Annotated in this window: 20 protein-coding genes; 4 read left to right on the top strand and 16 right to left on the bottom strand. The window is 42.2% G+C overall.

From position 1 onward, the window contains the following. Together Q8M62_RS00250 and Q8M62_RS00245 are read right to left on the bottom strand one after the other, a co-directional pair. On the bottom strand, positions 1-222 hold the full coding sequence (locus Q8M62_RS00250) for a hypothetical protein (RefSeq protein ID WP_304900150.1): 222 nt from the start codon (positions 220-222) through the stop codon (positions 1-3). Between the two features lie 57 nt (positions 223-279). After that, a complete protein-coding gene (locus Q8M62_RS00245; protein WP_304900151.1) occupies positions 280-975 on the bottom strand; it encodes an HAD family hydrolase in 696 nt (231 codons plus the stop codon). Positions 976-1,247: 272 nt separating this feature from the next. Here Q8M62_RS00245 and Q8M62_RS00240 point away from each other — a divergent pair, with 272 nt between their 5' ends. The 3 genes from Q8M62_RS00240 to Q8M62_RS00230 all read left to right on the top strand — a co-directional run bounded on the left by Q8M62_RS00240 (position 1,248) and on the right by Q8M62_RS00230 (position 7,593). Continuing rightward, positions 1,248-3,101, top strand: coding sequence for a tetratricopeptide repeat protein (locus Q8M62_RS00240; protein WP_304900152.1), 1,854 nt, complete (start codon positions 1,248-1,250; stop codon positions 3,099-3,101). A gap of 240 nt (positions 3,102-3,341) precedes the next feature. Further along, positions 3,342-3,536, top strand: coding sequence for a hypothetical protein (locus tag Q8M62_RS00235; protein ID WP_304900153.1), 195 nt, complete (start codon positions 3,342-3,344; stop codon positions 3,534-3,536). A 1-nt stretch (position 3,537) separates the two neighbouring features. Next, positions 3,538-7,593, top strand: a complete 4,056-nt coding sequence (locus Q8M62_RS00230) for an MBG domain-containing protein (protein WP_305667990.1) — start codon at positions 3,538-3,540, stop codon at positions 7,591-7,593. A 595-nt stretch (positions 7,594-8,188) separates the two neighbouring features. Here Q8M62_RS00230 and Q8M62_RS00225 read toward each other — a convergent pair. The 14 genes from Q8M62_RS00225 to Q8M62_RS00160 form a co-directional block, all read right to left on the bottom strand. After that, the gene (locus tag Q8M62_RS00225) at positions 8,189-9,106 is read right to left on the bottom strand and encodes an alpha/beta hydrolase (RefSeq protein WP_304899433.1); all 918 of its coding nucleotides are present in this window, start codon (positions 9,104-9,106) and stop codon (positions 8,189-8,191) included. Positions 9,107-9,706: 600 nt separating this feature from the next. Beyond that, positions 9,707-10,042 (bottom strand): L-rhamnose mutarotase, encoded by a 336-nt coding sequence (locus Q8M62_RS00220; protein WP_304899434.1) that lies wholly within the window; start codon positions 10,040-10,042, stop codon positions 9,707-9,709. Between the two features lie 167 nt (positions 10,043-10,209). Then, a complete protein-coding gene (fucP, locus tag Q8M62_RS00215; protein ID WP_304899435.1) occupies positions 10,210-11,529 on the bottom strand; it encodes an L-fucose:H+ symporter permease in 1,320 nt (439 codons plus the stop codon). 10 nt (positions 11,530-11,539) lie between these two features. Beyond that, on the bottom strand, positions 11,540-12,310 hold the full coding sequence (locus tag Q8M62_RS00210; RefSeq protein WP_304899436.1) for an SDR family oxidoreductase: 771 nt from the start codon (positions 12,308-12,310) through the stop codon (positions 11,540-11,542). Positions 12,311-12,381: 71 nt separating this feature from the next. After that, positions 12,382-13,206, bottom strand: coding sequence for an amidohydrolase (locus tag Q8M62_RS00205; RefSeq protein ID WP_304899437.1), 825 nt, complete (start codon positions 13,204-13,206; stop codon positions 12,382-12,384). Continuing rightward, positions 13,203-14,066 (bottom strand): fumarylacetoacetate hydrolase family protein, encoded by an 864-nt coding sequence (locus Q8M62_RS00200; protein WP_304899438.1) that lies wholly within the window; start codon positions 14,064-14,066, stop codon positions 13,203-13,205. Before Q8M62_RS00200 ends, Q8M62_RS00205 begins: the two co-directional genes overlap by 4 nt. Before the next feature lie 197 nt (positions 14,067-14,263). Further along, on the bottom strand, positions 14,264-15,022 hold the full coding sequence (locus Q8M62_RS00195; protein ID WP_304899439.1) for an SDR family NAD(P)-dependent oxidoreductase: 759 nt from the start codon (positions 15,020-15,022) through the stop codon (positions 14,264-14,266). 76 nt (positions 15,023-15,098) lie between these two features. Next, positions 15,099-15,485, bottom strand: coding sequence for a response regulator (locus Q8M62_RS00190; RefSeq protein WP_304899440.1), 387 nt, complete (start codon positions 15,483-15,485; stop codon positions 15,099-15,101). Beyond that, the gene (locus Q8M62_RS00185; RefSeq protein WP_304899441.1) at positions 15,475-16,503 is read right to left on the bottom strand and encodes a PAS domain S-box protein; all 1,029 of its coding nucleotides are present in this window, start codon (positions 16,501-16,503) and stop codon (positions 15,475-15,477) included. The genes Q8M62_RS00190 and Q8M62_RS00185 overlap by 11 nt, the downstream gene beginning before the upstream one ends. Before the next feature lie 5 nt (positions 16,504-16,508). After that, positions 16,509-16,943 carry a response regulator gene (locus Q8M62_RS00180; RefSeq protein ID WP_304899442.1) on the bottom strand — a complete coding sequence of 145 codons (435 nt, stop codon included), beginning with the start codon at positions 16,941-16,943 and terminating at the stop codon, positions 16,509-16,511. Then, entirely contained in the window at positions 16,936-18,930 is a 1,995-nt protein-coding gene (locus Q8M62_RS00175; protein ID WP_305667989.1) for an ATP-binding protein, read from the bottom strand. The genes Q8M62_RS00180 and Q8M62_RS00175 overlap by 8 nt, the downstream gene beginning before the upstream one ends. Before the next feature lie 3 nt (positions 18,931-18,933). After that, positions 18,934-23,274, bottom strand: a complete 4,341-nt coding sequence (locus Q8M62_RS00170) for a PAS domain-containing protein (protein WP_304900727.1) — start codon at positions 23,272-23,274, stop codon at positions 18,934-18,936. 74 nt (positions 23,275-23,348) lie between these two features. After that, entirely contained in the window at positions 23,349-24,419 is a 1,071-nt protein-coding gene (locus tag Q8M62_RS00165; RefSeq protein WP_304900726.1) for a Gfo/Idh/MocA family protein, read from the bottom strand. Next, positions 24,416-24,988 carry a peptidylprolyl isomerase gene (locus Q8M62_RS00160; protein WP_304900725.1) on the bottom strand — a complete coding sequence of 191 codons (573 nt, stop codon included), beginning with the start codon at positions 24,986-24,988 and terminating at the stop codon, positions 24,416-24,418. The genes Q8M62_RS00165 and Q8M62_RS00160 overlap by 4 nt, the downstream gene beginning before the upstream one ends. Before the next feature lie 137 nt (positions 24,989-25,125). On the opposite strand from Q8M62_RS00160, the gene Q8M62_RS00155 reads away from it, so the two are divergent. Then, the gene (locus Q8M62_RS00155) at positions 25,126-26,388 is read left to right on the top strand and encodes a GAF domain-containing sensor histidine kinase (RefSeq protein ID WP_304900724.1); all 1,263 of its coding nucleotides are present in this window, start codon (positions 25,126-25,128) and stop codon (positions 26,386-26,388) included. Positions 26,389-26,650: the final 262 nt, after the last annotated feature.

Raw genomic sequence — 26,650 nt, 5'->3', positions numbered from 1 at the left:
TTATTCGAAATCGATACTCTCGAAATCAGATTTGATATCCTCAAGATCCTTTAAAAAAATTGGATCTTTAGCGGCTTTCTTCATCAACGCTATTTTTTTTTCTTGGATGGTTGTTGTATCCTCAATTGTCACCAAAACCTCTTTTCCGGAAGATTTGAGGCTTTCTGGCAAATCAATAATGAGTTGATCACCTTTTATTTTATGTATTTGCTTGACAGTCATCTGAAAGAGTGTTTTTAAACTTGCTAAATAAAGGTAAGAAAAATTGAAAAGGTTCGCTTATTGAATTTTCCTAATCAATTCCGCCGCCTCCCCAATGTGCTCCAGCTTAAAAAACCGCTCATGTTCTACCTCATGCTCCACCATTTCATGAGCCCAAGTGATGTGAAACGGAATGTGAATGCCATATCCTCCCAACTCCAAAACAGGTAGAATGTCCGATTTTAGGCTGTTGCCCAGCATCAAAAACTCTGAAGGATCAATATCCAAATGACGGATAAGTTTATCATAATCGCTGACCCGCTTTTCACTCATGATTTCGATGTGGTGGAAATGCTTCTCTAGTCCGGATATCTTCAGTTTTCGCTCTTGATCCACCAAATCACCCTTGGTAGCCATCACGATTCGATAGTCTCCATTGAGAGATTTCAAAACTTCTTCTACTCCTGGTAGTAAGTCAACGGGTTTCTGCAGCATTTCCTGACCAATCGTGATAATTTTCTCAATGATCCGAATCGGCATCTTGTGATCAGAAATCCGCATGGCAGTCTCGATCATAGAAAGCATAAAGCCTTTGATTCCGTAGCCGTAAATTCCAAGATTGTCGATCTCGGTTCGATACAATTCCTTCATGATTGCATGCTGTGGCATAAAGTCCTCCAGAAGTGAGGCAAACTTTTCCTCAGCTTCGCGAAAAAAGGGTTCATTCACCCACAGGGTGTCGTCGGCATCGAATGCGATTACTTTGATAGGCATATTTTTTTTTGTCAACGGCTGACGGTCCACGGACCACATCAGTGTGAAATGTATTTGAATTTCTGGAAAATCGCCATGTTATTGACTATAGTCTGTTGACTTCGTCTGAAGATTGAAGTAAACAATGGCCGCCATGTCATGTTTTGATACTAGGTTATAATTAAAACACTCCATTCTATATGTTGGTTGCATTGGCTTTATTCCTACACCATTCTTGATTATTATCCAGATGTTATCTTTCTGGCTTTCACCGGAAAATGCAGGAAAACGTTATGGCTAGTTTTGATTTCTTTATTATTTTTACAGTATTCATGGAAAAGCTTGGAAATCAATTTACCCAAATTTGTTTTTTGATTTTACTTTTTACAGGAACTTCTCTTTCTGTAACCGCACAGGAACCGGATAAGCTAGGACTTGAGGTGGAAAAGTGGGCCGTCGAATTAAGTAAGAACAAATTAACCGAGGTAAATAGCCTTGGAAGCTTGATAAAACAATTAATTGAATCAGACAGTATTCGTACGATTCAGTTTTTGGATTCCCTGGAGAGGTCCCCAACTGGAAAGGGTTACTTCTTCAGAACCTATTTTTGCATGGTCAAGGCAGAAGTTATCTACGCAAAATTTGCCGGATTGGACAAGTTTAAAGATCGTAAAGCGGCACCGCTGATTCCCATTAAGGAACAATTAATGCAACTTTACGCAAATGCACTTGATGCAGCATACCAAACCGAAGATGAACATCTCATTGGTTGGGTCAATTTTTATTCTGCTCGTCGAATACTTCAATTTGGAGAGACAGCTTGGGCAGTGATGTACTCCAAAAATGGGGTGGATCTTTTCGAAAAAATTAATTATGCTCTTGAGCCTCCTGTATACACTGAACTTGCTGAATTATTGTATCAGGTAAGGGAATATGACGAGTCGATCAGTTATGCAAAAAAGGGAATTGCAGCGTGGAAATCACTCAACTATGAACAGGAGTATGTCGATCCCTACAAATATAAAATAAGGGCGTTTAATACAATCGGAAGCAGCTTTATTAGAAAGAATGGATATGATTCTGCAATGAATTACCTGCAAGAGGCTCTTCAACTAGCCGTAGATAATTTGGATTCGGTTTTAGAAGCGAAAGTATTGGGCAATATAGGAAAGATCCTCTACGCGCAAACTAACTATGACTCCGCTTATACCCTGTTCAAAACCGATTACCAATTCAGTTTGTATGATAGCGGGTTTAACGAAGCAGCAAATGCCTCGCAATGGATGGCCAAGTCAAATTTAGCGAGGGGAAATAAGGTTGCTGCTTTAGCCGAGGCAAAGGAAGCGCTTCAACTTTTGAAACTTTGGCCAAACGGCCAATACCTACGTGACACATATTATACCCTTAATGAAATATACAGGTCAATGGGTATGTATGACAGTGCATTTTTTTATAATGATCGATTTATAGCTTTGAATGATTCCTTGGAAAAAGAAGTGGCTACGAGTAGTCTGGAAATTTCCAAAGCCCGATTAACAAGTGAAGAAAGTAGGTATAGAATTCAAAAAATAAATAAGGAAAAACAGAAGGAGCTAATGAACAGAAACGGTTTGATGGCGGCTATTGTGGCCGTTTCGATAATCGTTTTCTTAATTATAAATAGGGGGCGTTTGAAAAACAAGTTGGCATTGGAGAAGGCAGAAAGTGAAAAATTACGGATGGAGCAGGAAATTCAATCCGCCAAGGAGCAAATCAATAACTTTACCAGTCATATTATTGAGAAGACCAACCTAATCGAAAGGCTGGAGGAACAGCTGAATGGCACTATCCAATCCTCTGAACAACAAGAGCTAATTGCTGAACTAAGTCATCAAACCATACTTACAGAAGATGACTGGTTCAAATTCAAATCACTTTTTGATAAAATTTACCCTACTTTTTTCCAGAAGCTCAAAGCTAATGCGGTTGATATCACCGTAGCTGAGCAGCGGATGGCCGCTCTCACCCGCTTGGAATTAAGTAGCAAACAAATGGCTGCCATGCTGGGTATCTCTGTGGACAGTGTACACAAAACCCGGCAACGGCTACGGCAGCGGCTGCAACTCGATCCCGACACCAATCTCGATGAGTATATTGCGGGTATTTGATTCACTGCTTGGGCGTTTTCCCAAAATTTTTTAGCCACGAAGTTCGCGAAGGAGTGCAAAGCTTTTTTACTTGATAAGTAATTGATTATAAACTTTTTATTTTTCCTATGTCCGGTCTTTGTCCGGTCTTTTTAAGCTTTTCAAATACACTTGTCAGTATTTTGTCGCCTTAAAAATTTTGTTCGTCATCTGATTACTTACTTCTTCGTCGGATGATAATTTTTCCAACCGAAAACAGGTATGAGAAAAATAGATTGGACACCGATCATTTGGATTACTGCCATCCTGATTGTCATTCTGATTGTGTATTACATTTTCGAAAAGCGAATTGAAGCAATACCGGATAAGATCAATTTGGAGAAACCAACTGGTAAAGACTCACTTCTTTCGGCTGGAAAACTTCCATACCTACAGTATAAAACCAATTTAAATTGATATGAAAACACTTTTACTCTTTTTACTCTGCCTAATAGGTCAGGCAACATTTGCCAAAACAATAACGGTCACAAATGGAAATGACAGCGGCGCAGGAAGTTTAAGAAATGCCTTGGAACAAGCCCAAAGCGGAGATGTCATTACCTTCTCTGATGTCAGAGAGGTAATGCTTACGTCGGTTTATCTGACCATTAACAAAAATGTAACCATCAATGGAAATGGTGTGACGCTCAGGGGTGCTTTTTCACCCATCATGGAGGTAGCATCCAATGCCACTGTCCGTTGGGAGCAGTTACATTTTGATATTCCAGCCTCATCATTTGACAAATTGGCAATTCCCACCACAGGCAAAGTGATTTTTGAAGCCTGTACTGGACAATGGGAAATTCAAAATACATCCATGACTAGTAACGCCGCTCCAAGTTTGGATGGTGAGGTAGAACAAGAATTACCCGGAGAAGGGGAAATTAATCCTTTGTTTAATGCATGTATTGGAATAGAAGGTGACTGTAATAGCACTGGTGGTGGCACTGGTGGTGGCACTGGAGGAGGAACCACAACTTGTACAGTTCCTTCAATAACAGGTCAGCCGGCAAGTGCAACGATCATTTACGGAAATGATGTTGAGTTTACAGTTGACGGAACTGGCGACGTTTCATCTTTTCAATGGGAAGAATTTAATAATGGGATATGGACATCACTTTCTAATGGAGGGGTATATTCGGGAGTGACGACAGATAAGCTTACCTTATCGAAACCACCTGTTGCTTTATCGGGAAGAAGCTATCGCGTTAAAATAACAGGATGTCAGACAATAGTAGAATCTAATGGTGCTGGCTTAACTGTTAATAAAGCTAACCAGACCATCACTTGGGCCAACCCTGCGGACATCGTTTATGGCACCTTGCTCAGCGGCACGCAGTTGAATGCGACAGTTGCAGGGTCTTCCACGACGGGAGCAAGTGCACCTGGAGCCCTGAGCTATACACCTGCTGCAGGAACATTATTGAATGCAGGTTCTTCACAGAACCTCAGAGTAGATGCTGCTGCGACGGACAACTACAATGCGGCGAGCAAGACCGTTCAGATCAATGTCCTTAAAGCTAACCAGACCATCACTTGGGAGAATCCAGCGGACATCACCTACGGCACCTTGCTTAGCGGCACACAGTTGAATGCGACAGTAGCAGGGTCTTCCACGACGGGAGCAAGTGCACCTGGAGCCCTGAGCTATACACCTGCTGCAGGAACATTATTGAATGCAGGTTCTTCACAGAATCTCAGAGTAGATGCTGCGGCTACTGACAACTACAATGCGGCGAGCAAGACCGTTCAGATCAATGTCCTTAAAGCTAATCAGACCATCACTTGGGAGAATCCGGCTGACATCACCTACGGCACCTTGCTCAGCGGCACACAGTTGAATGCGACAGTTGCAGGGTCTTCCACTACGGGAGCAAGTGCACCTGGAACCCTGAGCTATACACCTGCCGCAGGAACATTATTGAATGCAGGTCTTTCACAGAACCTCAGAGTAGATGCTGCAGCGACTGACAACTACAATGCGGCGAGCAAGACCGTTCAGATCAATGTCCTTAAAGCTAACCAGACCATCACTTGGGATAATCCGGCTGACATCACCTACGGCACATTGCTCAGCGGCACGCAGTTAAATGCGACAGTGGCAGGTTCTTCCACGATGGGAGCGAGTGCTCCAGGAACCCTGAGCTATACACCAGACACAGGCACATTATTGAATGCAGGTCTTTCACAGAACCTCAGAGTAGATGCTGCAGCGACCGACAACTACAATGCGGCGAGCAAGACCGTTCAGATCAATGTCCTTAAAGCTAACCAGACCATCACTTGGGCCAACCCTGCGGACATCGTTTATGGCACCTTGCTCAGCGGCACGCAGTTGAATGCGACAGTTGCAGGGTCTTCCACTGCTGGAGCAAGTGCACCTGGAGCCCTGAGCTATACACCAGACACAGGAACATTATTGAATGCAGGTCCTTCACAGAACCTCAGAGTAGATGCAGCGGCGACTGACAACTACAATGCGGCGAACAAGACCGTTCAGATCAATGTCCTCAAAGCAAACCAGACCATTACTTGGGATAATCCGGCTGACATCACCTACGGCACCTTGCTCAGCGGCACGCAGTTAAATGCGACAGTGGCAGGTTCTTCCACGATGGGAGCGAGTGCTCCAGGAACCCTGAGCTATACACCAGACACAGGAACATTATTGAATGCAGGTCTTTCACAGAACCTCAGAGTAGATGCAGCGGCGACTGACAACTACAATGCGGCGAGCAAGACTGTTCAGATTAATGTCAACAAGGCTCCTCTAACTATCACTGCTAATAACGAAACCAAGTTCTCAGGTCAGGAAAATCCACCTTTCACTGTCACTTTTGATGGTTTTGTAGGAGATGAAACAGATGAGGTATTGGGTGGAACGTTGATCTTTACCACTGGGGCTGATATCAATTCTTGTGCAGATCAATATGATATACTTCCTTCTGGCTTAACAGCTCTAAACTATGAGCTTGAGTTTGAAAAGGGCATTCTTACGGTTGTAGGGGTTTCAATTGATGCGTCTGCCAGTAGTGAACCTGTTCAAGTAGGTAATGATGCCATTCTTTCAGCTACAGTTAGCCCTGCAATTGAGGGAGTACTGGTTAGCTTCTATTTAGACGATGTCTTATTTGGAAGTTCGAAGACTGGTGCCGATGGAACTGCAACAATTACAGTTTCAGGCCTAAGTTTAAATGTGTACAAGGTAACGGCCATGGTTGGAAACGGATGTTCAGAATCCATAGCCTACTTGCCTGTTTATGATCCTAATGGAAGTTTTGTCACCGGTGGAGGCTGGATTAATTCTCCAGAAGGGGCACTGGTCGGAACTACCACTGTTGGAAAGGCAAATTTTGGATTTGTTTCAAAATATAGAAAAGGCTCTAACAAGGTCGATGGAAATACTGAATTCCAGTTTAATGCAGGAAACTTGAGCTTCAAATCTACCCTACATGAAGCAGGTACTTTGGTAATCTCTGGTAAGAAAGCAACATACCGGGGAGACGGAACTGTCAACGGAGTCAGCGGATATCGATTCACAATCACTGCTATTGACGGGCAGTGGAACGGTGGAAAGGAACCTGATAAATTCCGAATCAAGATTTGGGGAAGTAATGGAGTATTGTATGATAATGGTTTAGGGGCTGACGATAATGCGGATGATGCCACTATCCTAGGTGGAGGTTCCATTGTGATTCATGAAGTGAAGAAAGGAAACAAGCGTGTATCTGCCGAACTTATCACAGTAGATTGGAACACTCCTTTTGAGACGATCAAGAAAAAGCTAGAATCGCAAAGCCCTAATTGGTTTGAAGGTAAAGAGCTTACATTAACATTGGATGCAAGCACCTACGATCCATTGATCCCAGGTTTCTATGAATTGAAAGCAGATTTGGTTGACAATGAGTTCTTCGAGTTGGATGAACCAATTTCTCTTCAGGTTTTGGTTCAAGACAAGCCAAAAGCGCTTGATATCACGCTAAGCAATCAGAAAGTTGTGAAAAATGCTACCAGTGGTACTCTCATAGGAACGCTCAGCACCATCGATCCTACCGACGATATCCATACCTACAGCTTGGTAGAAAATGAGCAAGTTGAAGTGAATGGAGATCAATTGATCTGGAGAGGAAGCAATGTACCGGCAACATTCTCCGTGCAGGTAATGAGTACTGACAGAGCGGGACAGACGATTAGCAAGGAAATCCAACTTTCAAGAGAAATAGGACCAAATCAAATCATCCTGTTTCCAAACCCTGCCCAAAACGAAACCAAGATGTTGGTAGATTTGGATGAAGGAGCAGCTGTCGAAATCAGGGTGTTTGATGCAATTGGCCGAATGGTAATTCAGGATAGTATTTACCGTGAAGGGACTTTCATCCAAACCCTTAACTTGAATGGATTGGCTCCGGGCATGTATATGGTTCAGGTGAAGATCGGATACCTGGTGATGACCGAACGATTAATAAAGAAGTAAAACTTAACACTAAAACCTATTGAACATGGATAGCCGTCGGAATTATTTTCGGCGGTTATTTTTTTTGACTTTTTAACTTCATTTCAGAAATTCATTTGAAACTAGGGGTAAAATAAAAATCTAAAAAATCCAGTGGTACCTTAGCCAAACTGTTACGATAATTGACTTTAAAATCTGAAAAAAGGGTTGAATTCTTGAAGCTGAGAGAAGTACTTTTTAAGAAATGCTAAAGCTGGAAAATTGATATTTTAAATTTTGGAATTTTTATTCCTTCGCTTAGCGAAAAAACGATTCATTCACCCAAATAGCATCGTCAGCGTCGAATGCGATTACTTTAATGGGCATGTCTGCTAGTTAATCGTTAAGAGTTAATAGTTTATTGGTTCGGACTTTGATGCCAAACACTAATTCAAATACTGTCTATTGTGACATCTTACTGCTTTCTATTTACCCATTCTCTTGGCATCATTGCGAGTGACATTATAAGAACTGAGACATAAATTGGATTTTTTTGTCACGAAGCAATCTTTTCCATTTGGAGACTGCTTCACTCGTGCCTCGTTCGCAGTGACGATACCTGCCCACTGAAAACTGCCTACTGAACAGTCTCCTTCATCCACGCCAGCAGCACCTCTCTCCAGCCTTCCACGGCACCTTTTCCCAAACCGAAAGCAAAACCATGTCCACCTGAGGGGTAGATGTGGAGCGAAGCTTTCACACCGTTTTTATGAAGTGCTTTATAATAGAGTAATGAGTTTTCAATTGGAACGCCCTTGTCATCCTGTGCATGAACCAGAAAAGTGGGAGGAGTTTCTGCATTCACATTGAGTTGTCCTGAAAAGCGATCTTTCAATTCTTGGGAGGCATTATCTCCGATAAGATTCTTTCGCGAACCTCCATGCACTGCATCATCCTGAAATGTGATCACCGGATATACCAAAACAGAAAAGTCAGGGCGGGCTGAAAGCGCATCGATGGAATCTTTAGGCCGATTTACTTCATGATTGTATTGGGTACTCAGGGTCGAAGCTAAATGTCCACCGGCGGAGAAGCCCATAATTCCCACCTTTGCTGGGTCGATATTCCAGGCAACTGCATTTTGCCTGACCAGCCGGATCGCTCGTTTCGCATCCATGAGTGGAACTTCTTTGGGATCGGTTAGCGATTTCGAAATTGGAAGTCTGTATTTGACGACAATTCCTGCAATTCCCTGAGCATTGAGCCACTTGGCAAAGTCAGTACCTTCCCAGTCATATGCCAGGATTCCATAGCCTCCTCCGGGAAAAATGACCACAGCTTTACCTGTAGCAATCTGTTTGGCTGGAAGATAAACTTCGATGGTCGGAATTTGAACATTAGCGATTCGGATGATTCCTTCCTGCCGGATTTCTTCTTCCAAAGCCATATCGGTTTGGAGGGGAGGAGTGCCGTTCCAAAGGGGAAGGGTGTGGTTTTGGGGGAATGCCATCAGTGAGAAAATGCTAAATAGGAGGGTTAGGATTGGTTTTTTCATAGTTTGATTTTTTGTTCCCACAGATTATCACAGAAAAATGCACAGATTTTCACAGATTCCTATGCTAAGATTTCTAAATATCTCCGTACCGTCGTGATAATTCTATATTTTGGAAAGTATAAAAGAATCTGAACGTAGCCGAATAAAGTCAGGGTTTGTTTCTAGGATTGGCTATTTCCCACTACAGCGGAAAGGATCAGAAACATCTTTTGAATAGATTCAATAATACCATCCCTTCGGGATTTTGGGGCCTAATTCAATCAAATAACTATAATAATTTCATCCCTTTGGGATTAACCCTGAATCGATCTTACAAGAATTTTCTCTCAAAGAATAACCCCGAAGGGGTGTAACTATTGTAGAAAATAAATGATCAAATGGGGTAGAACCCTGAAAGGGTGACATAGAATGATTAAAAAGTCGTTGTGCATGAATTTAATTCAAAGTATCGTCTAATTGAATTGTACGATAATCCAATTTATCGTGAAAAAAGGCGATACATGGTCATCCAATCCGAATCGTTTAAATAGCGGTTGAAGAATGAAAACTACATTGACTGACTTAGCTATTCTCCAATAACTTAATCAACCAATAACCTTTTCAAACCTTGAATTCAAAAATTTTCTCCGTCACAGCCCATCTCCAATTTGCCGGTGTGCCGGGGAGATTGGTCTGGTATTGTCCGAGGAAGGCCTCCCATTCCTGAACTTTTGGATTGGCATTGTCAAGTTCAGCTTTCCGCTCAAAGCTAAAGTTTTCATCACCCACCAGTATCATACTGAGTCTGTTGCCCCAGCGGTAAATACTCATTTGGAGCACTCCAGCCTCTCGGATGCTTTCCAAGATTTCCGGTGCTACTGCTTTATGGCAGTCGATGTATGCCTGAATCGCTTCAGGTTCGTCTTTGAGGTCGCAAATGAGGAGGTAGGTTTGCATGTTTTTTTAAAATTCAAAATTCATTATTCGACATTCGGCGTTCGAAATTAAAATAATGAACGCCGAATACCGAATGTTGAATTAGTGAATCTTCCAATCTTCCAATTTTTCAATTCTGTAATAATGAACATCGAATGACGAACACCGAATATTGAAGATGTGACTCCCTAACTCCCCAACTCCCCAACTCTTTTAACCCTCACTGCAAACAATAACACCATCAGGAAGCAAAACAGGGGCAAAACGAATGAAAAATTTACCTCCGGAACTCCCAGAATCAATATATCGGTGTAGCCTTTTCCTCCCCAGTCCAAAATCATCCCCTGAAGCGTGGGCATGATCGCTCCGCCTACAATGGCCATCACGAGGTAAGCCGCGGCAAATTTGGAATCTTCGCCCAAACCCTCCAATGCCACCCCATAGATCGTCGGAAACATCAGCGACATGGCAAAACTGATCGCAACCAAGCTGTATAGTCCGGTCAATCCGGTAAGGAAAATTGCCCCCAACGTGAAAATTATGGCAAGTACACTGAAAAGTGCCAGTAACTTTCTGGGCTCCACAATCCGCATCAAAAAGGTGCAAATCCACCGTCCAAGGAGAAAAATTCCCAGCGAAGCATAGGCATAGTTGACTGCATCATAGGTGCTGATGCCGATCGATTCGGCATACTGGTAGATGTAGGTCCAGACCATGATTTGAGCACCGACATAGAACATTTGCGCAAAGGTGCCTTCGACGAAATTGCGGTTTTTGAGCAATCGCTTCATCGTTGCGCTAAAGTCAATTTTGCCCGAGGAATCTTTACTTTCCGGCATTTTCACCATCGCTATCACTGCAAATATTGCAATGACTACCAGTCCGAGAATAACATAGGGATTTCGGATGACCATCAGATCATTGGTTCGAATAGCAGCTTTTGCTACCTCATCTAAGCCATCGAAAATAATGTTTCCACTTGCATCCACATTGTTGGATTGCAGTGCGTTGAGTATAAAAGTTTTTGCTACAAATAGTCCAGCCAAAGCGCCCATTGGATTAAATGCCTGGGCCAGATTCAACCGCTGTGTCGCCGTAGCTTTCGGTCCCATGGAGAGAATGTACGGGTTGGCGGTAGTTTCCAAGAAGGCCAAACCAAAAGTCAGAATGTAAAGTGAGGCAAGAAAAAAGCCATAGCTTTCCCAAGCCGCTGCAGGATAAAACAGGCAAGCTCCAAAAGCATAAAGGCCTAAGCCTAATAATACGCCTGTTTTGTAGGAGTATTTTTTGATGAAAAAAGCCGCAGGCAGTGCCATGGTAAAATAACCACCATAAAATGCCAATTGTACCCAAGAAGCTTGTGTGTTGTTCAGCTCCAAAACCCGCTTGAACGCTGCCACCATGGGATTGGTGATGTCATTGGCAAAACCCCAAAGTGCAAACAATGAGGTGATCAATATGAATGGGATAAGCAGTTCCTTGGGGACAAGTGCCGTTTTTTTTGTCATGGGCTTAAAGTCAAAGGGCTCGGTCGAGATGTGTGTAGCCACCGTCGACATAGAGATGCTGTCCGGTGATGTGGGAGGCTTTTTCGGAAAGCAAGAAAATAGCCATGGAGGCAATTTCCTCCGGTTTAGTCATGCGATTGCCAAGCGGAATTTGGGCATTGATTTCAGCCAATTTTTCTTCTGGATTGGGAAAAGACTGGATCCAGTTTTCATACATCGGCGTGTAAACTTCCGCAGGTAAGATGGCATTTACCCGGATTTGGTAGGGGAGAAGCTCCACTGCCCATTCCCGGGTGAGGGCAAGTTGAGCACCTTTGGCAGAGACATACCCTGAAGTACTTCCCTGTCCGGTGACAGCAGTCTTGGAGGAGATATTGACGATGGCTCCACGGCTTTTTTTCAAATAAGGCAAGGCATAATGTGCCAAATAATAGTAATGAAACAGGTTTTTGGCCACTGAATCAGCATAAGCCACAGGATTTCCATGCGCTAGACTTACGCCGTCATTTGCTCCGGCATTGTTGACCAGACCGTCTATTCTGCCAAAAGTCAGTAGGGTCTGTTCAACCGCAGCTTTTGCATCATCTGCCGAGAAAAGCCTGATTGGAATCTGCTGTGCTTTTCCTTTGGCCAATTCAATGATTTCACTCCCTTCCTTTTCCGAAGGATCAATCATCACGGGGATTGCCCCCTCTTCAATCAATGCTCTTGAAATTGCGCCGCCGATTCCTTTTGCTCCTCCCGAGATGAGGATGACTTTGTCTTGTAGGTTTAGGTTCATTTTTTTAGTCCACAGTCCACAGACCATAGTCCACGGCACCTTTTTTTTACTTCAATATTTTGTCTTTTCTGTCAAATCCTATAAAACTCAGCAGCAGTTTCCCCCATGATTTTGTCTTTTTCCGAAGTAGAGAGTGAATTGGTAAACTCCTCAATGATCTCCCAAAACCGCTCATATTCACCTGCCAAAAGACAGACTGGCCAATCGCTTCCGTACATCAATCGATCGGGGCCAAACAGTTCCAAGGCAATCTCCAAATATGGGAAAAGCTGCTCCGGAGTCCATGTTTTCCAGTCCGCTTCGGTGATCATTCCTGAAAGTTTGCAATGCACCAATTCCCGTTCGGCAAGTAATGAAACAGCCTTTTTCCAGTCCTTCCATTCTCCGGATTTGATGTAGGGTTTAGCCAAATGATCAATCACAAATCGCTGATCGGGGCATTTGTTTACAAGTTCCAAGGTGGCTGATAGGTGCGTTGGGAAAATTAGGATATCATAGCCGTATCCTCGGGTTCCGATTTTCTGGATCCCACGGATAAAATTCTTTTGAAGGATGTATTCGGGATCTTTTGATTGAAGAACCTCACGGAAACCCACCAGCTTTTGCTTGTCTGAATAGTCGTCCAATAGCTCATCCAGAGTGTCACTTTTCAGATCCGCCCATCCTACGACACCCAGGATCCACTCATGCTGCGCTGTCAAATCAAGCAAAAAATCTGTTTCGCGCAGACTTTCTTCCGCCTGTACGGCAATGCATCCATCCATTTTGGCATCCTGTAAAAGAGGATAAAGGTCCGCAGGACGAAAATTTCGGCGAATTCTACTCATCTCAGGACTAATCCAATCCTGTCGCTTTGGATCATATTCCCAAAAGTGCTGATGTGAGTCAAGTCTCATGCTTCCGGATCATTCATTGCCACCTGACGCGAAATCCCCAAGCTTTCAATTCCCAACTCAACGATATCTCCGTGTTCCAGAAACCGCGGTTGCGGCTTAAGTCCCATGCCTACTCCAGCTGGTGTTCCTGTGGAGATCACATCACCCGGAAGCAGCGTCATATATTGGCTCAGGTGGGAAACAATGGTAGGGATGTCAAAAATCAAATCAGAAGTATTGCTGTCCTGAAGGATTTTCCCGTTCAGTTTGAGCCAAAGTCGAAGGTTGTGAGGATTTGGTATTTCTGATTTGGTAGCTAAAATTGGCCCAAGTGGAGCGAAATGATCTGCGCTTTTTCCTTTGACCCACTGTCCTCCATGGCGGAGCTGGAAGTCTCGTTCGCTCACATCGTTATGTAAGCAATAACCTGCGATGTAATCATAGGCATTTTCAACACTTACATATTTCGCACGCTTGCCAATCACCACTGCCAATTCCACTTCCCAATCTGTCTGTACTGAATTTCTTGGAATATAAATCGGGTCAAAAGGTCCACAAAGGGAAGAAGTAGCTTTCATGAAAATAATCGGAACTTCCGGGACGGCCATTCCCGCTTCTTCGGCGTGTTTTCGATAGTTGAGGCCGATACAGATGATTTTTGATGGGCGGGCAATTGGGGAACCGATTCTTGCATTCAAAGGAACTTCCCTGAGATTGGCTTGATTTACCGAAAGCCATTCTTCCAATCGTGCCAGACCGTTAGTTGAAAAAAAAGTTTCATTCCAATCTTCTCCAAAACTGGAACAGTCAAGATTGATCCCTGATTTATCCTGGATGCCGGGTTTTTCTTTTCCGGCTTCACCAAATCGAATGAGTTTCATGATTTTGGGTTTTTAGGTTATTGAGAGTTAAATAGAATTACGAGATACGAGATACGAAATACAGACAATAAGCTTAAAGCGAATCACTTATGGGTAGTCAATCTTCGAATTTCAAATCTCAAATGTCGAAAATTGAATTCCGAACGCTGAATTTCGAATAATGAAGTGTAGGAATGCCATTCAATCAATATTTACCATTACATCTTCAACCCCATAAAGCCCCCGTCAATATTGAAGTTGGCACCGGTGATAAAGCTGCCAGCCTCTGAACTGATAAAATAGGCTAATTCAGCGATTTCTTCGGGAGTTCCCATTCTGCCAATGGGCTGAGTTGCGGCAAGCTTATCATACATTTCCTTTTCTTGCCCGGGATAGTTTTTGGCTAGAAACCCATCAACAAATGGCGTGTGTACCCGTCCCGGGGATAGGCAATTGCAGCGGATACCATCCTGTACATAGTCCCTTGCCACGCTGAGTGTCATGGAAAGGGCTGCACCTTTGGTCATGCTGTAGGCAAAGCGATCCGGAATCCCGATCGTCGCAGCTACAGAACACATATTGAGGATTGATCCACCTCCATTTTCTTTCAACTTGGGCAGTGCAGCTTTGATGCAGTTAAACATGCCTTTGACATTTACCTGAAACAAGCGGTCGAAGTCGTCTTCGCTGGTAGTTTCTACTTTTCCGATGTGGGATATGCCTGCGTTATTGATCAGGACATGAATTTTTTCAGGGATTTGGTGGATGAGCTGCTCAACTTCAGCAAATGATGCAATACTCCCTTCCAAGAATTTGACTTGATGTCCTTTTTCGTGCGCTTCGATTTGGAGTTTGGTGCCCTCTAGGTGGTTGGTGTCGATGAAAAAGACGTGATTTCCCTCAGCAGCAAATTTCCTGACCATGGCAAGACCAATTCCACTGGCCCCGCCGGTGATAAGGACGGTTTGTACATTCATGACAATAGGTTTGGGTTTAGGGTAATTTCAAGATAATATCTGAGTTACACAATTTGGAAAATAAATTGAGGATTCGCTATATCTCCCGGATTTGTTCTAAAATCCGTTGGATTTTTTCAAAAGTTATGGGTTTTTCAAAAAAACCAATCACAGAAGTATATTTTTTGGCAAATTCAGAATTTAAAGCGCTGACTGAGGATGTGATCAGAATAACTTTCGAGTAAGTGTCGTTTCTATCAGCTAATTCATTGAGAAAATCCCAACCGCTCAAATCCTTCAAGTTAATATCCAGCAGAAGGAATCGGTTGAGTCCGGTGATCGGTGAATTTGCCAAGTGGTCTAAGGCCTCCATCCCGGAACTAAACAGCCTCAACTTGGTGTCTGGACTAACTTTTTGAAACATCTTTTCGAGGATGACCAATAGTACCTCGTCGTCATCCACCAGAATTATTTCAGATTTCATTTTTGTCCAGTGGTTCTATTTGTTCTGATTTTTTGCTGATATCTCTTACTATCTCATCCAGCTCAAACGCAGAATTTTTGATGTGTTGAATCAATTCTAGACTTTCCTCTTTGACATTGGGGATTTCGGATTCCAGCAGATTGACAAGCCCCAAAAGTCTCGCCAAAGGCGCTCTGACTACATGTGATTGAATCCATGCGATTTCCCGAAAAGTCTGGTTTTGCTTTTCGATGGTTTCCACATATTTGGCCCGCTCTGTGATGTCATTGACCAGTACCATTACTGCATCTCGTCCATTGAAAATCAGTAAGTTGAAAGTGACCTCGACAAAGATCAATTCCCCATTTTTCTTCTTGTGCCGAGAGACACTTTTTTGGCTGACTTTGTGGCCTTGTCGGGTGTCGCTTATAAGGTTTAAGACATACTCGGCATCTTCTTGAGGTCTGATATCCAAGATAGTCATAGCCAGAAACTCTTCATCAGAATAGCCATAATGACTGATTGCAGCCTTATTGATATTTAGAAAATGGAGGGTTTCCAGATCATACACCCACATCGGTAATGGGCTCAGTTGGAAAAGGTCACTGTAGCGTTTTTCAGATTTTTGAATTTGATCAGTAAACTTCCTTCTCTGAATGGCATAGATGACACTTTTATAAAGAATAATCGGTGTCAACTCGTCTTTCAAAAGGTAATCTGAAATACCCAATCCTAAGGATTTGATGCTAAAGTCTAGGTCTGAGAAGCCTGTAAGTGCCACTACAGGAGTGTCAACAGCCAAGTTTAATACACCGACAATCAATGGTTCCCCTGAAAGATCCGGAAGAGAGAGGTCTAAAAATATAATATCAAAAGTATTACTCCGATTTTCCAAAAGGACTTTTGCAGACTGAAAGGTGTCTGCCCGAATTAGTTTTGGATTTAAAATATTCTCCGTGAGATATTCTTCAATCAGGATATTATCTCCAAGATTGTCCTCAATGATCAGAATATGGTAGGATTTTTCGTCCTTTCGCATGCAGGTTAGTTATTGGGTAGACGGATTACATTGAACCAAAATTCTTCAATTTTGGATGTTACATTCAGAAACTCAGAAACCTCCAGCGGTTTGATTATGTAGCAATTACAATGTTCCTGATAGGCTTTGAGAATATCCAGCTCTGAGGAAGATGTGGTCAATATTATGATCGGAATATGCTTCAAATCAGGGTGGTTTTTGGCACTTTGAAGGACTTCATGGCCATTCTTTTTAGGAAGATTGATGTCTAAAAGGATCAGGTCAGGCAGTTCATTTTTATTGGTTTGCGAACAGGTGACCAAAAAATTCAGTGCATCGTTGCCATTTCTCAATACTTTTAGTTCATTCCCCACTTTACACTCCTCCAATGCTTCAGTAGTCAAAAGTATGTCCCCTTCATTGTCCTCTACCAGGAGGATCTTTATAGGCTTTCTATTCATATTTTTTTAAAGTAAATAAAAATTTGCTTCCAATTCCAATTTCAGACTCTGCCCAAATAATCCCACCGTGCTGGGTGACAATCTTCCTGCAAGTTGCAAGTCCCATACCTGTTCCCGGATATTTTTCTTTGGGATGCAGTCGATTTAAAATTCCAAATACATGATCAAGATAATCAGCTTCGATTCCTATTCCATTGTCTTCAATGCAAAATTCAAGAAAATCTTTTTTCACCTTTCCGGAAATCTTGATTACCGGAATTGTATCGGAATTTTTGTACTTGAGTGAATTGCCGATTAGGTTTTGAAATAAGATTTGGATCGGAGTCCTTATGCCGGTAATATCGGGTAGGTCCCCAAGGATCACTTCGGCATTTGATTCTCCGATAATAGCTGATTTGAATTTGAGTACTTCTTTGATTAATTGGTCTGTATTTATTTTTTCAATTGACTTCTGATCAAATCCAACTTTTGAATATTCTAAAAGATCGTTGATGAGGGTTGTCAATCGTTTTGCTCCGTCAACTGCAAATTCAATATACTGATTTGCTTTTTCATCCAATTCCGAACTGTATTTTTTTTGAAGTAAAGTCATGAATGAACTGATCATTCTGAGAGGTTCGCGCATGTCGTGCGAGGCAAGAAAGGCAAAGGCTTTAAGTTCTTCGTTTGCATTGCCAAGACTTTTGTTGGCTTCGAGCAGCTCCAATTCGGTCTTTTTTCTTTTTGAAATATCCTGAGTTGCACCGATCATCCGTACAGCTTTACCTTCAGTATCTCTCACGATGTACCCCTTATCGAAAATGAAAGCATAGGATTGATCCATTTTTTTTACCCGAAATTCATGTTCCCAGAATTCACTCTGACTCTGGAGTGTTTCCTCTAGTTTTTTTGAAACTTCCTCCAAATCATCCGGATGAATGATGGTTTTAAAAAAATCATTATTGCCAATTGACTCACTATCCTCATAGCCCAACATTTTGAAAAAATGATCGGACCTGTAGACTTCATTTAATGCCAAATCCCAATCCCAAATCACATCCGAGGTGGCTTTAGTGGCAAGCTCAAACCGTTCATTTGCATTTATGATTTCTTTGGACTGATCCGCTACTTTTTGACGCAGTATGGCAGGTTGTCTTGCCGCATTCCAAGCAACAATTCCCAGAGCGACAGCGAGTAGGATTCTCAGGAAAATCGCAAATATACTGCCTGAAATTGCGGTACTCTCCTTGAGCTGAACGGTTAATAGCCAATTGCCAACATCCATCGGAATACTGGCCGAGTAGCCGGATGACGGTTCATCAATGCTAATTGGGATAAAATTTTCAACTATTCCAGTGTTTGGATTTTTTTTACTTAGCTGAATAGAAAATTTCTCGTTGGGATTATTTTTTAAAAGTCCCTCCTCAAATATTGTTTCCAAATAAATGATAATTGCAGATAGCCCTTTAAGTTTTCCGTCTTCAAAGAGGGGGTACCTTCCGACGATTCCCATTCCTCCTTGCCGGAGAGTGAAGGGGCCGGAGAAAAACACCTCTTTTCTTCGGATAGCTTCCTCCACTTCTTTGTTAGTCTTAGGATCAGCCAGTACGTCGTAACCAATGACTACTTCATTTCCTGACAAGGGATAGACTGCTACTATGGTTCCGCTATCGAGATATTGGATGACATCTACCAATGGATTGTTGTCCAAAATGTCCCGACCTATTCTTTCAAAATTTTCTACTACGTTTTCCTGATTTTGTGCATAGAAAGCGAGTGTTTTTACGGCGGAAACCCCATTGTTTAAGGCTTCAGTTAATCTATTCTCCAACTCATTGAGTTTACTGATGACTTCCTCGCGTTCGGCAGAAAGTCGGAGCTGATATTCTGTATAGGAAAGATAGGAGGTAAGAAAAAGACTGAGCAAAAACACAAGCCATCCCGTAGTCCTGGGACTGGAATAAATCAATGAACTAATGTGTTTTTTAAAATTTTCTATTGAGCTCACAGGCTATTTTTTAAGTGTAAAGAAAAAATTGCTTCCGGCTCCAATTGAAGATTCAACCCATATTTTTCCGCCGTGGAATTCCACAATCTTTTTACAGATCGCTAATCCAATCCCTGAACCTGAATATTGATCTTTTTGGTGAAGCCGCTGGAAAATGACAAAAATTTTCTCTTTAAACTCTGGGTCGATGCCGATCCCATTGTCTTTGACAGAAAATAGCCACTCGTATTCATTTTCTTGGCCTTCGATCCAAATTTCAGGAACCTGTCCAAGAGGTTGATATTTGAGTCCATTGACGATCAGGTTTTGAAAAACCTGTATAATTGGACTGGCGTGGCCTACAATATCCGGGAGTTCTCCCACATGAATAATGGCTTGTTTCTCATGGATCAATTTATTGTTAAGGAGGAGCACTTCTGTTAACAATTCCGAAGTTTTGATTGTTTTTTTGGCCTCATGGATATTTCCAATTCTGGAAAACTCCAATAAATCCAAAATAATATTTTTCATCCTCCTGGCACCATCAACAGCATAGCCAATGTATTGTAACCCTTTTTCGTCTAAAACACCAGCGTAGCGTCGCTCGATGAGACCGAGAAAGCTTGAAATCATTCGAAGTGGCTCCTGAAGATCGTGTGAAGCCACATAAGCAAATTGTTCCAGTTCCTTGTTGGAAAGTCCCAGTTCGCGATTAGAGATTGCCAGTTCCTCGTTCAGTTTTCTGAGCGATTCTTCGTATTCTTTTCGGGGAGTGATGTTTTGGATAGCGCCAACTACCCGGATTGCTTTTCCATTGGAATCTCGGATGATGGTTCCTCTGTCCAGCAGGCTAAGAACATCTCCTCCTTTTCTTAGGAACCGATATTCTGATTCAAAGAGGTTATTTGACGCACTAGCCAAGACTTCCAGATAATAGGATATTACCCTTTCTCTGTCTTCGGGATGAATGTTTTCTTCCCATGTGAGGTAACTGTCGTGAATCCCCGAAACTTCCTCTCCAAATAGAAAATTAAAGCCATCACCCCAATAATGTTCCCCCGATTCAATATTCCAGTCGTAGATCGCATCATGGGAGGCTTGTGAAATAAGTCTAAAACGTTCGTTAAACTCATGAATTTGTCTTTCCGACTCTTTTTTGGAGGAGATGTCCTTAATGATGACAGACAGCCCTCCGTTTGATGGATACACAGTCACTTCCAACCAGGCTTTTAGCCATGGATCAAACGTTTCAAAATATTGGGGTTTACCTTCAAGAAATGCGTTTTCATAAGATTTCTTAAACTCCGTGTCTACGACACTGATAAAATCCCACAAGCTTTTGCCGATAATTTCTTCCCGCTTGATTCCTGTCAGTTTCTCTACCTCGTTGTTCCAATAAGTGACGATGTAGTTTTTATCAAAAGCATAGAAGGAATCTCCGATACTTTCTAAAAGGGAATCTCTGGATTCGAAAGCTCCGCGGATTTTATCCAAATTTTGCTTTCGCTCAATGGCAAAAGACAAATTCGTGGTCACAGAGGCCAAGAAACTGATTTCATCTTCTGTCCAGATTTTGGAATTTGTACAATCGTCAAATCCAATAAATCCAAAGAAATTGTTCTCCATCAAGATGGGCATGAGCAAAAGAGATTTTATCCCTTGCGCTTCCAGAATTTCCCGCGTCGGGCCTTCAGCTTCGTGGGTGAGGATCGAAAAAGGTTTCCCATTTAAGGCTGCTTGAACCGAAAGTGGATGGTCCTCGAGTGGAATAGATTGCAGTGCCGGATTTGAAAGTTCAGAGGCCACCTTACCATTTGTCCATTCGTTGATTTGTTGACTAAATAATTCTCCTGTCGTTGGATCGAAGTAGTTTTTGAAGAAATAAACCCGATCCACTTTTGTTATTTCCCCCATTATTTTGAGAGTGGGATCTATCAGTTCTTGCCAATCTTCTATTTCCAAAAAATCCTGAATAATTTGAGAAGTAGCAGCAATAAGGGCAGTCTTTTTCTGGAGTTCCAGTTCTTTTTCTTTTTCCAGACTGATATCCTCCAAAGCGCCTACCATCCGAATTGGGCTTCCATTATCGTCCCGAATGATTACCGTGTTTTCCTTGACGAATGCATAGGTTCCATCATATTTTTGAAATCGATATTCCCCAAACCATCTATTTTTTGACTTGTCAGTTCTGGTAGTGATAATGGAATTCCAAATTTCATCAAAGTCATCGGGATGAATTTTTTCTTTCCAAAGGTCAGGAGAGACGCTTTCCATGTCGGCTGGGTAGCCAAACAAGCGGTGGTAGCCTTTTCCCCAAAAGATGTACCCCTTAAGTATATCCCAATCCCAAATGGCATCGGATACCGCTTGAGTTGCGAGATGGAATCGCTCATTGCTGATCCGCAAGCGATGATTTGCCCAATAGGTATCTGTCTCATCTACCACGGTAGAGATCATCAAGTCCTGGTCGGGAAGGGGGATGTTTCTAGCCGATACGATTCGTTCTTCACCGCTTTGAGTCACGATGGGGATATTTTCCCAACTCATTCGCTCAGGATCTCCACTTTGGATATCTGAAATAATCCGGGAAGTGATGTAGCTGCGGTAGTTGGGGTCAGGGTAAATCTTTTCGAAGAAGGTTGCCACATTGTTCATTACCTCTGCAGGCCAACCGTAGATTTCTGAAAATGCGGGATTGATATAAGTAGCCTCTCCTGTGCTTATTTTATTTACAGCAATACCTGACGGCAGATAATGGAGGGCTGATTCTATAAATTGGTTTCTTTGGATTAGCTCCTTTTCGAAGGTTTTTTCTGTGGTAATATCCTGAACAGTACCTCTAAAATATGTTTTATCAGTGTCCGGATCTTTTTCTAATTCACCCTTCTCATGTACGTATTTGATTTGTCCCGTAGGTAAGATGATCCTATGAATTGCGTCGAGAGGTGCGATACCAGCAAGTGCATTGGTGTGATTTAAAATAAATTCCGCCTTATCCTCTGGATGAAATGTATTGAAAAACAATTCAAAATTAGGCTGGATATCGTTTTTCTCCAGTCCCCAAATTTCAAAAACCTCATCTGACCAATAAATGGATTCAGTATCGATATCAAATTCCCAATAGCCTAGTTTTCCGATTTTCTGAGCCAATATTAATCTTTTGGCTAATTCTGATATCCTTAATTCTTCTTTTTTTCGCTGTGTGATGTCTTTGGAGTAGCACCCCAAGGCGATTACCTGACCTTTTTCAAAAATGGGCTTAAAGTTGACCTCTTGGTAGGCGTCTTTTTTTAGCAGGGTGACTTTTCGAATGATTGAAAAATTCTCACCGGTGAAGGCCCGATCATAATATGATTTCCATTCCTCTGTAAATGAATTAGGTAATGGAGTAGAATAGATAAGATTAGCACCGGGTTTTAAGTCCCAATTTCCAACTTCCTTCATCGAATCAAGGAATTGATTATTGGCTGTGATCAAGGTATAATCCCTGTCGAGGGCCCAGATTACTTCAGGAGAAGAATCCAGGACTATGGCCAGTTTTTGGCATTCTTGCCTCAGGTTTTCCTGAGTTTGGAGAAGTGGGGTAATATCTCGTGCTATCCCAAAAACTGTTTTGGTAGTCTTATCCAGAGAGGCGGACCAGTTTAGGGTGATGACAGATCCATCTTTTTTGAAGTATCGGTTTCTAAAATCGGACGAGGGAAAACCTGCTAAAATTAGTTCTCTGTTTTTGATGGTGGCGGGAAAGTCATCCGGGTGTATCATATTCCTGAATGATTTCCCGATCAGCTCTTCCGATGGATATCCCAGTATTTTTTCACTTGATTTTGATACTTTAAGAAAAGGCCCAGCCTCTTCTGCTATGATAACAAGGTCCTGGGTTGTGTTCAGGATATTTTCGAGATGAATAGTTGTGTTTTTGAGCTCTTCTTCCCTGATTTTTTGGTCGGTAACATCTTTGAAAACCCCAAAAATCCGTTGAGGTTTTCCAAATTCATCCAAGTCGACTGTACCTTCGGAGATGACGAACCTGATTTCTCCATCGGGACGGATGATTCTTTTTTCAACTTTGTAGGGTGCGCCGGTTTCTATCGATTTTTGAAGGTGTGCCGTTGCGCTTTCCCTATCTTCGGGATGGACAATCGAAAGTCCAAGCAGGATCGATGGGATTACACGCTCGGGATCTAATCCTAAAATCTTGAATAAGCCCTCTGAAAAGTTACATTGGTCAGTGATGAGATTCGCTTCCCAATGTCCAATATTTCCCAACAACTCTATTTGCTTTAGAACAGCTTTGGTTTCCTCTAAAATTTCTAAGGTAGATTTAAAATTATGTGGTTCTATTGATTTGGGATTTGTACCCATAGAGCGATCAATTTAAGCTGCTGAATATAGATTATTTGAATCTGACTACCTACCAAGTGCACTATTCTGTAAATCTACAACCGCACTACCTCTCCGGTTTTCACTGAATCATCACAGGCGAAGGCAATTCGAAGGCTATTCAGCGCATCATTCATGTGATCCGTAAGATCTATATTCTCTTGGATTGCCATTAGAAAATACTGCTGCTCCCGGTCGCAAAGCTGCTGATGATCAGGTTCATCTGCCATATCGATCCATTCATCTTTTCTTAGAAAATTATTTTTAGCATCAATGTCAGCATGGTGCACCCGAATTGATTCAGTTTTAGTATGGCTGTCTACGTGATCTGATTTCCCGGAGGCACCGGCGTCTTTGGCTACTATTGATACGGATCCCATTGGCCCGAATACATCCTTAATGAAGAAGGCGGTTTCAGAAATCATCGGACCCCATCCCGCCTCATACCATCCTACCGATCCATCCTCGAACCTGATTTGAAGCTGTCCATAATTGTAGTTGTCGATGGCTATGTCATCAGTCAGTCTAGCGCCGATGGCGGAAACCCAAATAGGCTTAGATCTAGTCATCTGACACATCACATCAATGTAATGGACTCCGCAATCCACGATCGGGCTCAGTGATTTCATCAAGTTCCGATGCACATCCCACATGTATCCCTGGCTTTGCTGATTGAGATTCATCCGCATGACCAGCGGCTTACCCATTTTTTGCGCTTCCTCGATGAATCTCATCCAGGAGGGATGATGTCTAAGGATGTAGCCGACGACTACCTTTTTTCCGGTTTGATGTGCTTTGGAGATGATTTTTTCACAACCCAAAACCGTATCTGCAAGCGGCTTTTCGATGAAAATATGACAACCAGCTTCCAGTGCTTTTAACGCAAATTCCTCATGGGTATCAGGGTAAGTGGAGATACATACCGCGTCCGGTTTAGTAGTGGTCAAGGCTTGATCAAAATCTTCAAAAAGTGGATAGTCTGCTTGCAGCGTGGTATTTAATTTGATTTTGCTGTCACCTCTGGCTACTAATCCGCAGATTTCAAATTCAGGCATGTGATGATATGCAGTGGCATGGGACGCGCCCATATTACCGCAGCCTACTACTAGAATTCTAATTGATTTCATTTTTTGAGATTAGTGATAAGGTTGGTGTATTCATTTTGACTAAGGTATAAAATATTGATATCCATCAAGACTGGGTTTATCGGCTGGTCGTGTTGGTCTCTTTGTACCGAAACCATTTTATCCACGATTTCCATTCCCTTGATTACTTGGCCAAAGACAGTGTAATCTCCATCAAGCCTGTGAAGTCCTTTAGGATTTTGAACGATGTAAAACTGACATCTTGCCGACAGTTTTCCCGGATTATCATCTCGTCCTGCACCCACAGCGCCGTAGACATGAGTCAATTCCGGATGAAATTCCGGTTCCAAAAGATACTCCGGATCAGAAAACCCCTCGGGAGTATCAGGGCAACCTCCTTGGGCGACAAAGTTTGGGATGACCCGGTTGAAAGTCAAAGAATCCCAATATCCCGCCTGCGCCAACTGGATAAAACTCGCTTTATGGTTTGGAGTTCGATCGTCCAAAACGATCAAAATTTCTCCTAAGGGCGTATCTATTTTACCGATAGGAATAAGCTCATTGGATTGGAACAAGAGAAAAATTAGTTGAAAATATAGGATGGGTATCATATTGGTTTTGATTTCACCTTTTAAAACTGCACTTAATATACAATAGTAAGGAAGTGATTACTATGGTGAAAATAATAAGTTTTGGGAAGGCTCGAATTAAATATTTGTGACTTCTTTTGTTTAAACACCCTAAGCTTATGGATCAAGATAAATCATTTTTATCAGTAGAAATTGACCAAAATCCCCCAATTCCGGCAAATGAAATGAAGCGTCTGATAGCGCTCAGTGATTTGGATCTGGATTACTTGGATTTGAATAAGTCCTTCGCAGATTTGACAAAGTTGGCGGCTAAAGTTGCCGGTACTTCTATTTCATTGATCAATCTAATTGATTCCTTTACCCAATGGAGTGCCTCAAGTTATGGGATTGAACTTCAACAGATGCCAAGAGAAGAGTCGGTCTGTCAGTACACCATCATGGAAGAAAACTCCGGTGGATTTGAAGTTAAAGATTTGTCAAAGGATGAACGATTTAAAGATCGTTTTTATGTCACTGACGCGCCTCACTTAAAGTATTATTATGGGGTACCTCTAAAAGTGGACGAGGATGTAGTCTTAGGTGCACTATGCGTACTACATGATGACTACAAAAGTCTGAGCGCGGAAAAGAAGGAAATGTTGGAAATCATCGCAGGCGAGGTGGTTAATAGAATCAAGATTCATCATGCAGTTGCCAATCTCAAAAAGACCGTTCAGGAAACAAACTCTATCAAAAACAGAGTAGCTCATGATATTCGCGGGCCAATTGGAGGAATCATCGGGCTGGCAGAGATAATCCAAATGCAAGGCAACAGTAACAAGTTGGAAGAGGTTTTGGAGTTTATTGCTTTGATCCAAAAAAGCGGTAAATCTGTTTTGGAACTTGCGGATGAGATCTTATCTCAAAACTTTGAATCAAGCGACTCATCAAAAAGAGCCCCCAAGGATCATGAGTTTACACTTTCTACTCTTAAATCTAAATTGGAAGACATGTTTAATCCGCAAGCCATGTCCAAGAAAGTGGTCCTTGAAGTTAAGGCTAGCCCTCCATTTGCCGAAATCCCATTCCCAAAAAACAAAATCCTCCAGATTCTTGGTAACCTGATATCAAACTCAATTAAGTTTACCCCGGCTGAAGGCAAAATTGAGGTCACGTTGGATATGGAGGTCTTCGATCAGCAGAAAATCCTCCAATTCAAAGTCAAGGATACCGGTGTCGGGATTACTCCTGAGAAAATTGATGAAATTCTTAAAGGCGGAACCACATCCGCTAATGGCACATCCGGAGAAAAAGGCTTCGGATTTGGTCTAAACTTGGTTCAGCATCTTGTCAAAGGGCTGAAAGGCCGACTTCTGGTTAATTCTAACCTTGGCGATGGGACTGAATTTGAATTGATAATTCCTATGGAGGCTGCCTCATAACTGCTATTTGTTACATTGAGCACCTGAGCAACTAGATTTGAGAAGTTCGAAATGTTGGTATGTTCACTGTAAATGGCCATCGACTCCTGTCACACTGACCCTTCGATTCCGCTACCAATGGCAGATTGTGTTAAATTTTGTTTTTTCTAATTATTCAAAATTATATTCCGAATTCTTGAAGTATGATTTCTCGCCATGAACCAGTTTATTCTGGTTTTAAGTTTAGGTTAGGTTATTCTTTTTCTTCGTTCTTTTGGCTTAA

The organism is Algoriphagus sp., from assembly GCF_030694375.1.
GTDB lineage: Bacteria > Bacteroidota > Bacteroidia > Cytophagales > Cyclobacteriaceae > Algoriphagus.
Note: the sequence above shows the minus strand (reverse complement) of the source record. Positions and strands in the feature narration are given on the sequence as shown.

Coding starts and splice junctions, on each gene's coding strand:
- Q8M62_RS00250 (WP_304900150.1), bottom strand. CDS start 222: ATGACTGTCAAGCAAATACATAAAATAAAAGGTGATCAACTCATTATT.
- Q8M62_RS00245 (WP_304900151.1), bottom strand. CDS start 975: ATGCCTATCAAAGTAATCGCATTCGATGCCGACGACACCCTGTGGGTG.
- Q8M62_RS00240 (WP_304900152.1), top strand. CDS start 1,248: ATGGCTAGTTTTGATTTCTTTATTATTTTTACAGTATTCATGGAAAAG.
- Q8M62_RS00235 (WP_304900153.1), top strand. CDS start 3,342: ATGAGAAAAATAGATTGGACACCGATCATTTGGATTACTGCCATCCTG.
- Q8M62_RS00230 (WP_305667990.1), top strand. CDS start 3,538: ATGAAAACACTTTTACTCTTTTTACTCTGCCTAATAGGTCAGGCAACA.
- Q8M62_RS00225 (WP_304899433.1), bottom strand. CDS start 9,106: ATGAAAAAACCAATCCTAACCCTCCTATTTAGCATTTTCTCACTGATG.
- Q8M62_RS00220 (WP_304899434.1), bottom strand. CDS start 10,042: ATGCAAACCTACCTCCTCATTTGCGACCTCAAAGACGAACCTGAAGCG.
- fucP (WP_304899435.1), bottom strand. CDS start 11,529: ATGACAAAAAAAACGGCACTTGTCCCCAAGGAACTGCTTATCCCATTC.
- Q8M62_RS00210 (WP_304899436.1), bottom strand. CDS start 12,310: ATGAACCTAAACCTACAAGACAAAGTCATCCTCATCTCGGGAGGAGCA.
- Q8M62_RS00205 (WP_304899437.1), bottom strand. CDS start 13,206: ATGAGACTTGACTCACATCAGCACTTTTGGGAATATGATCCAAAGCGA.
- Q8M62_RS00200 (WP_304899438.1), bottom strand. CDS start 14,066: ATGAAACTCATTCGATTTGGTGAAGCCGGAAAAGAAAAACCCGGCATC.
- Q8M62_RS00195 (WP_304899439.1), bottom strand. CDS start 15,022: ATGAATGTACAAACCGTCCTTATCACCGGCGGGGCCAGTGGAATTGGT.
- Q8M62_RS00190 (WP_304899440.1), bottom strand. CDS start 15,485: ATGAAATCTGAAATAATTCTGGTGGATGACGACGAGGTACTATTGGTC.
- Q8M62_RS00185 (WP_304899441.1), bottom strand. CDS start 16,503: ATGCGAAAGGACGAAAAATCCTACCATATTCTGATCATTGAGGACAAT.
- Q8M62_RS00180 (WP_304899442.1), bottom strand. CDS start 16,943: ATGAATAGAAAGCCTATAAAGATCCTCCTGGTAGAGGACAATGAAGGG.
- Q8M62_RS00170 (WP_304900727.1), bottom strand. CDS start 23,274: ATGGGTACAAATCCCAAATCAATAGAACCACATAATTTTAAATCTACC.
- Q8M62_RS00165 (WP_304900726.1), bottom strand. CDS start 24,419: ATGAAATCAATTAGAATTCTAGTAGTAGGCTGCGGTAATATGGGCGCG.
- Q8M62_RS00160 (WP_304900725.1), bottom strand. CDS start 24,988: ATGATACCCATCCTATATTTTCAACTAATTTTTCTCTTGTTCCAATCC.
- Q8M62_RS00155 (WP_304900724.1), top strand. CDS start 25,126: ATGGATCAAGATAAATCATTTTTATCAGTAGAAATTGACCAAAATCCC.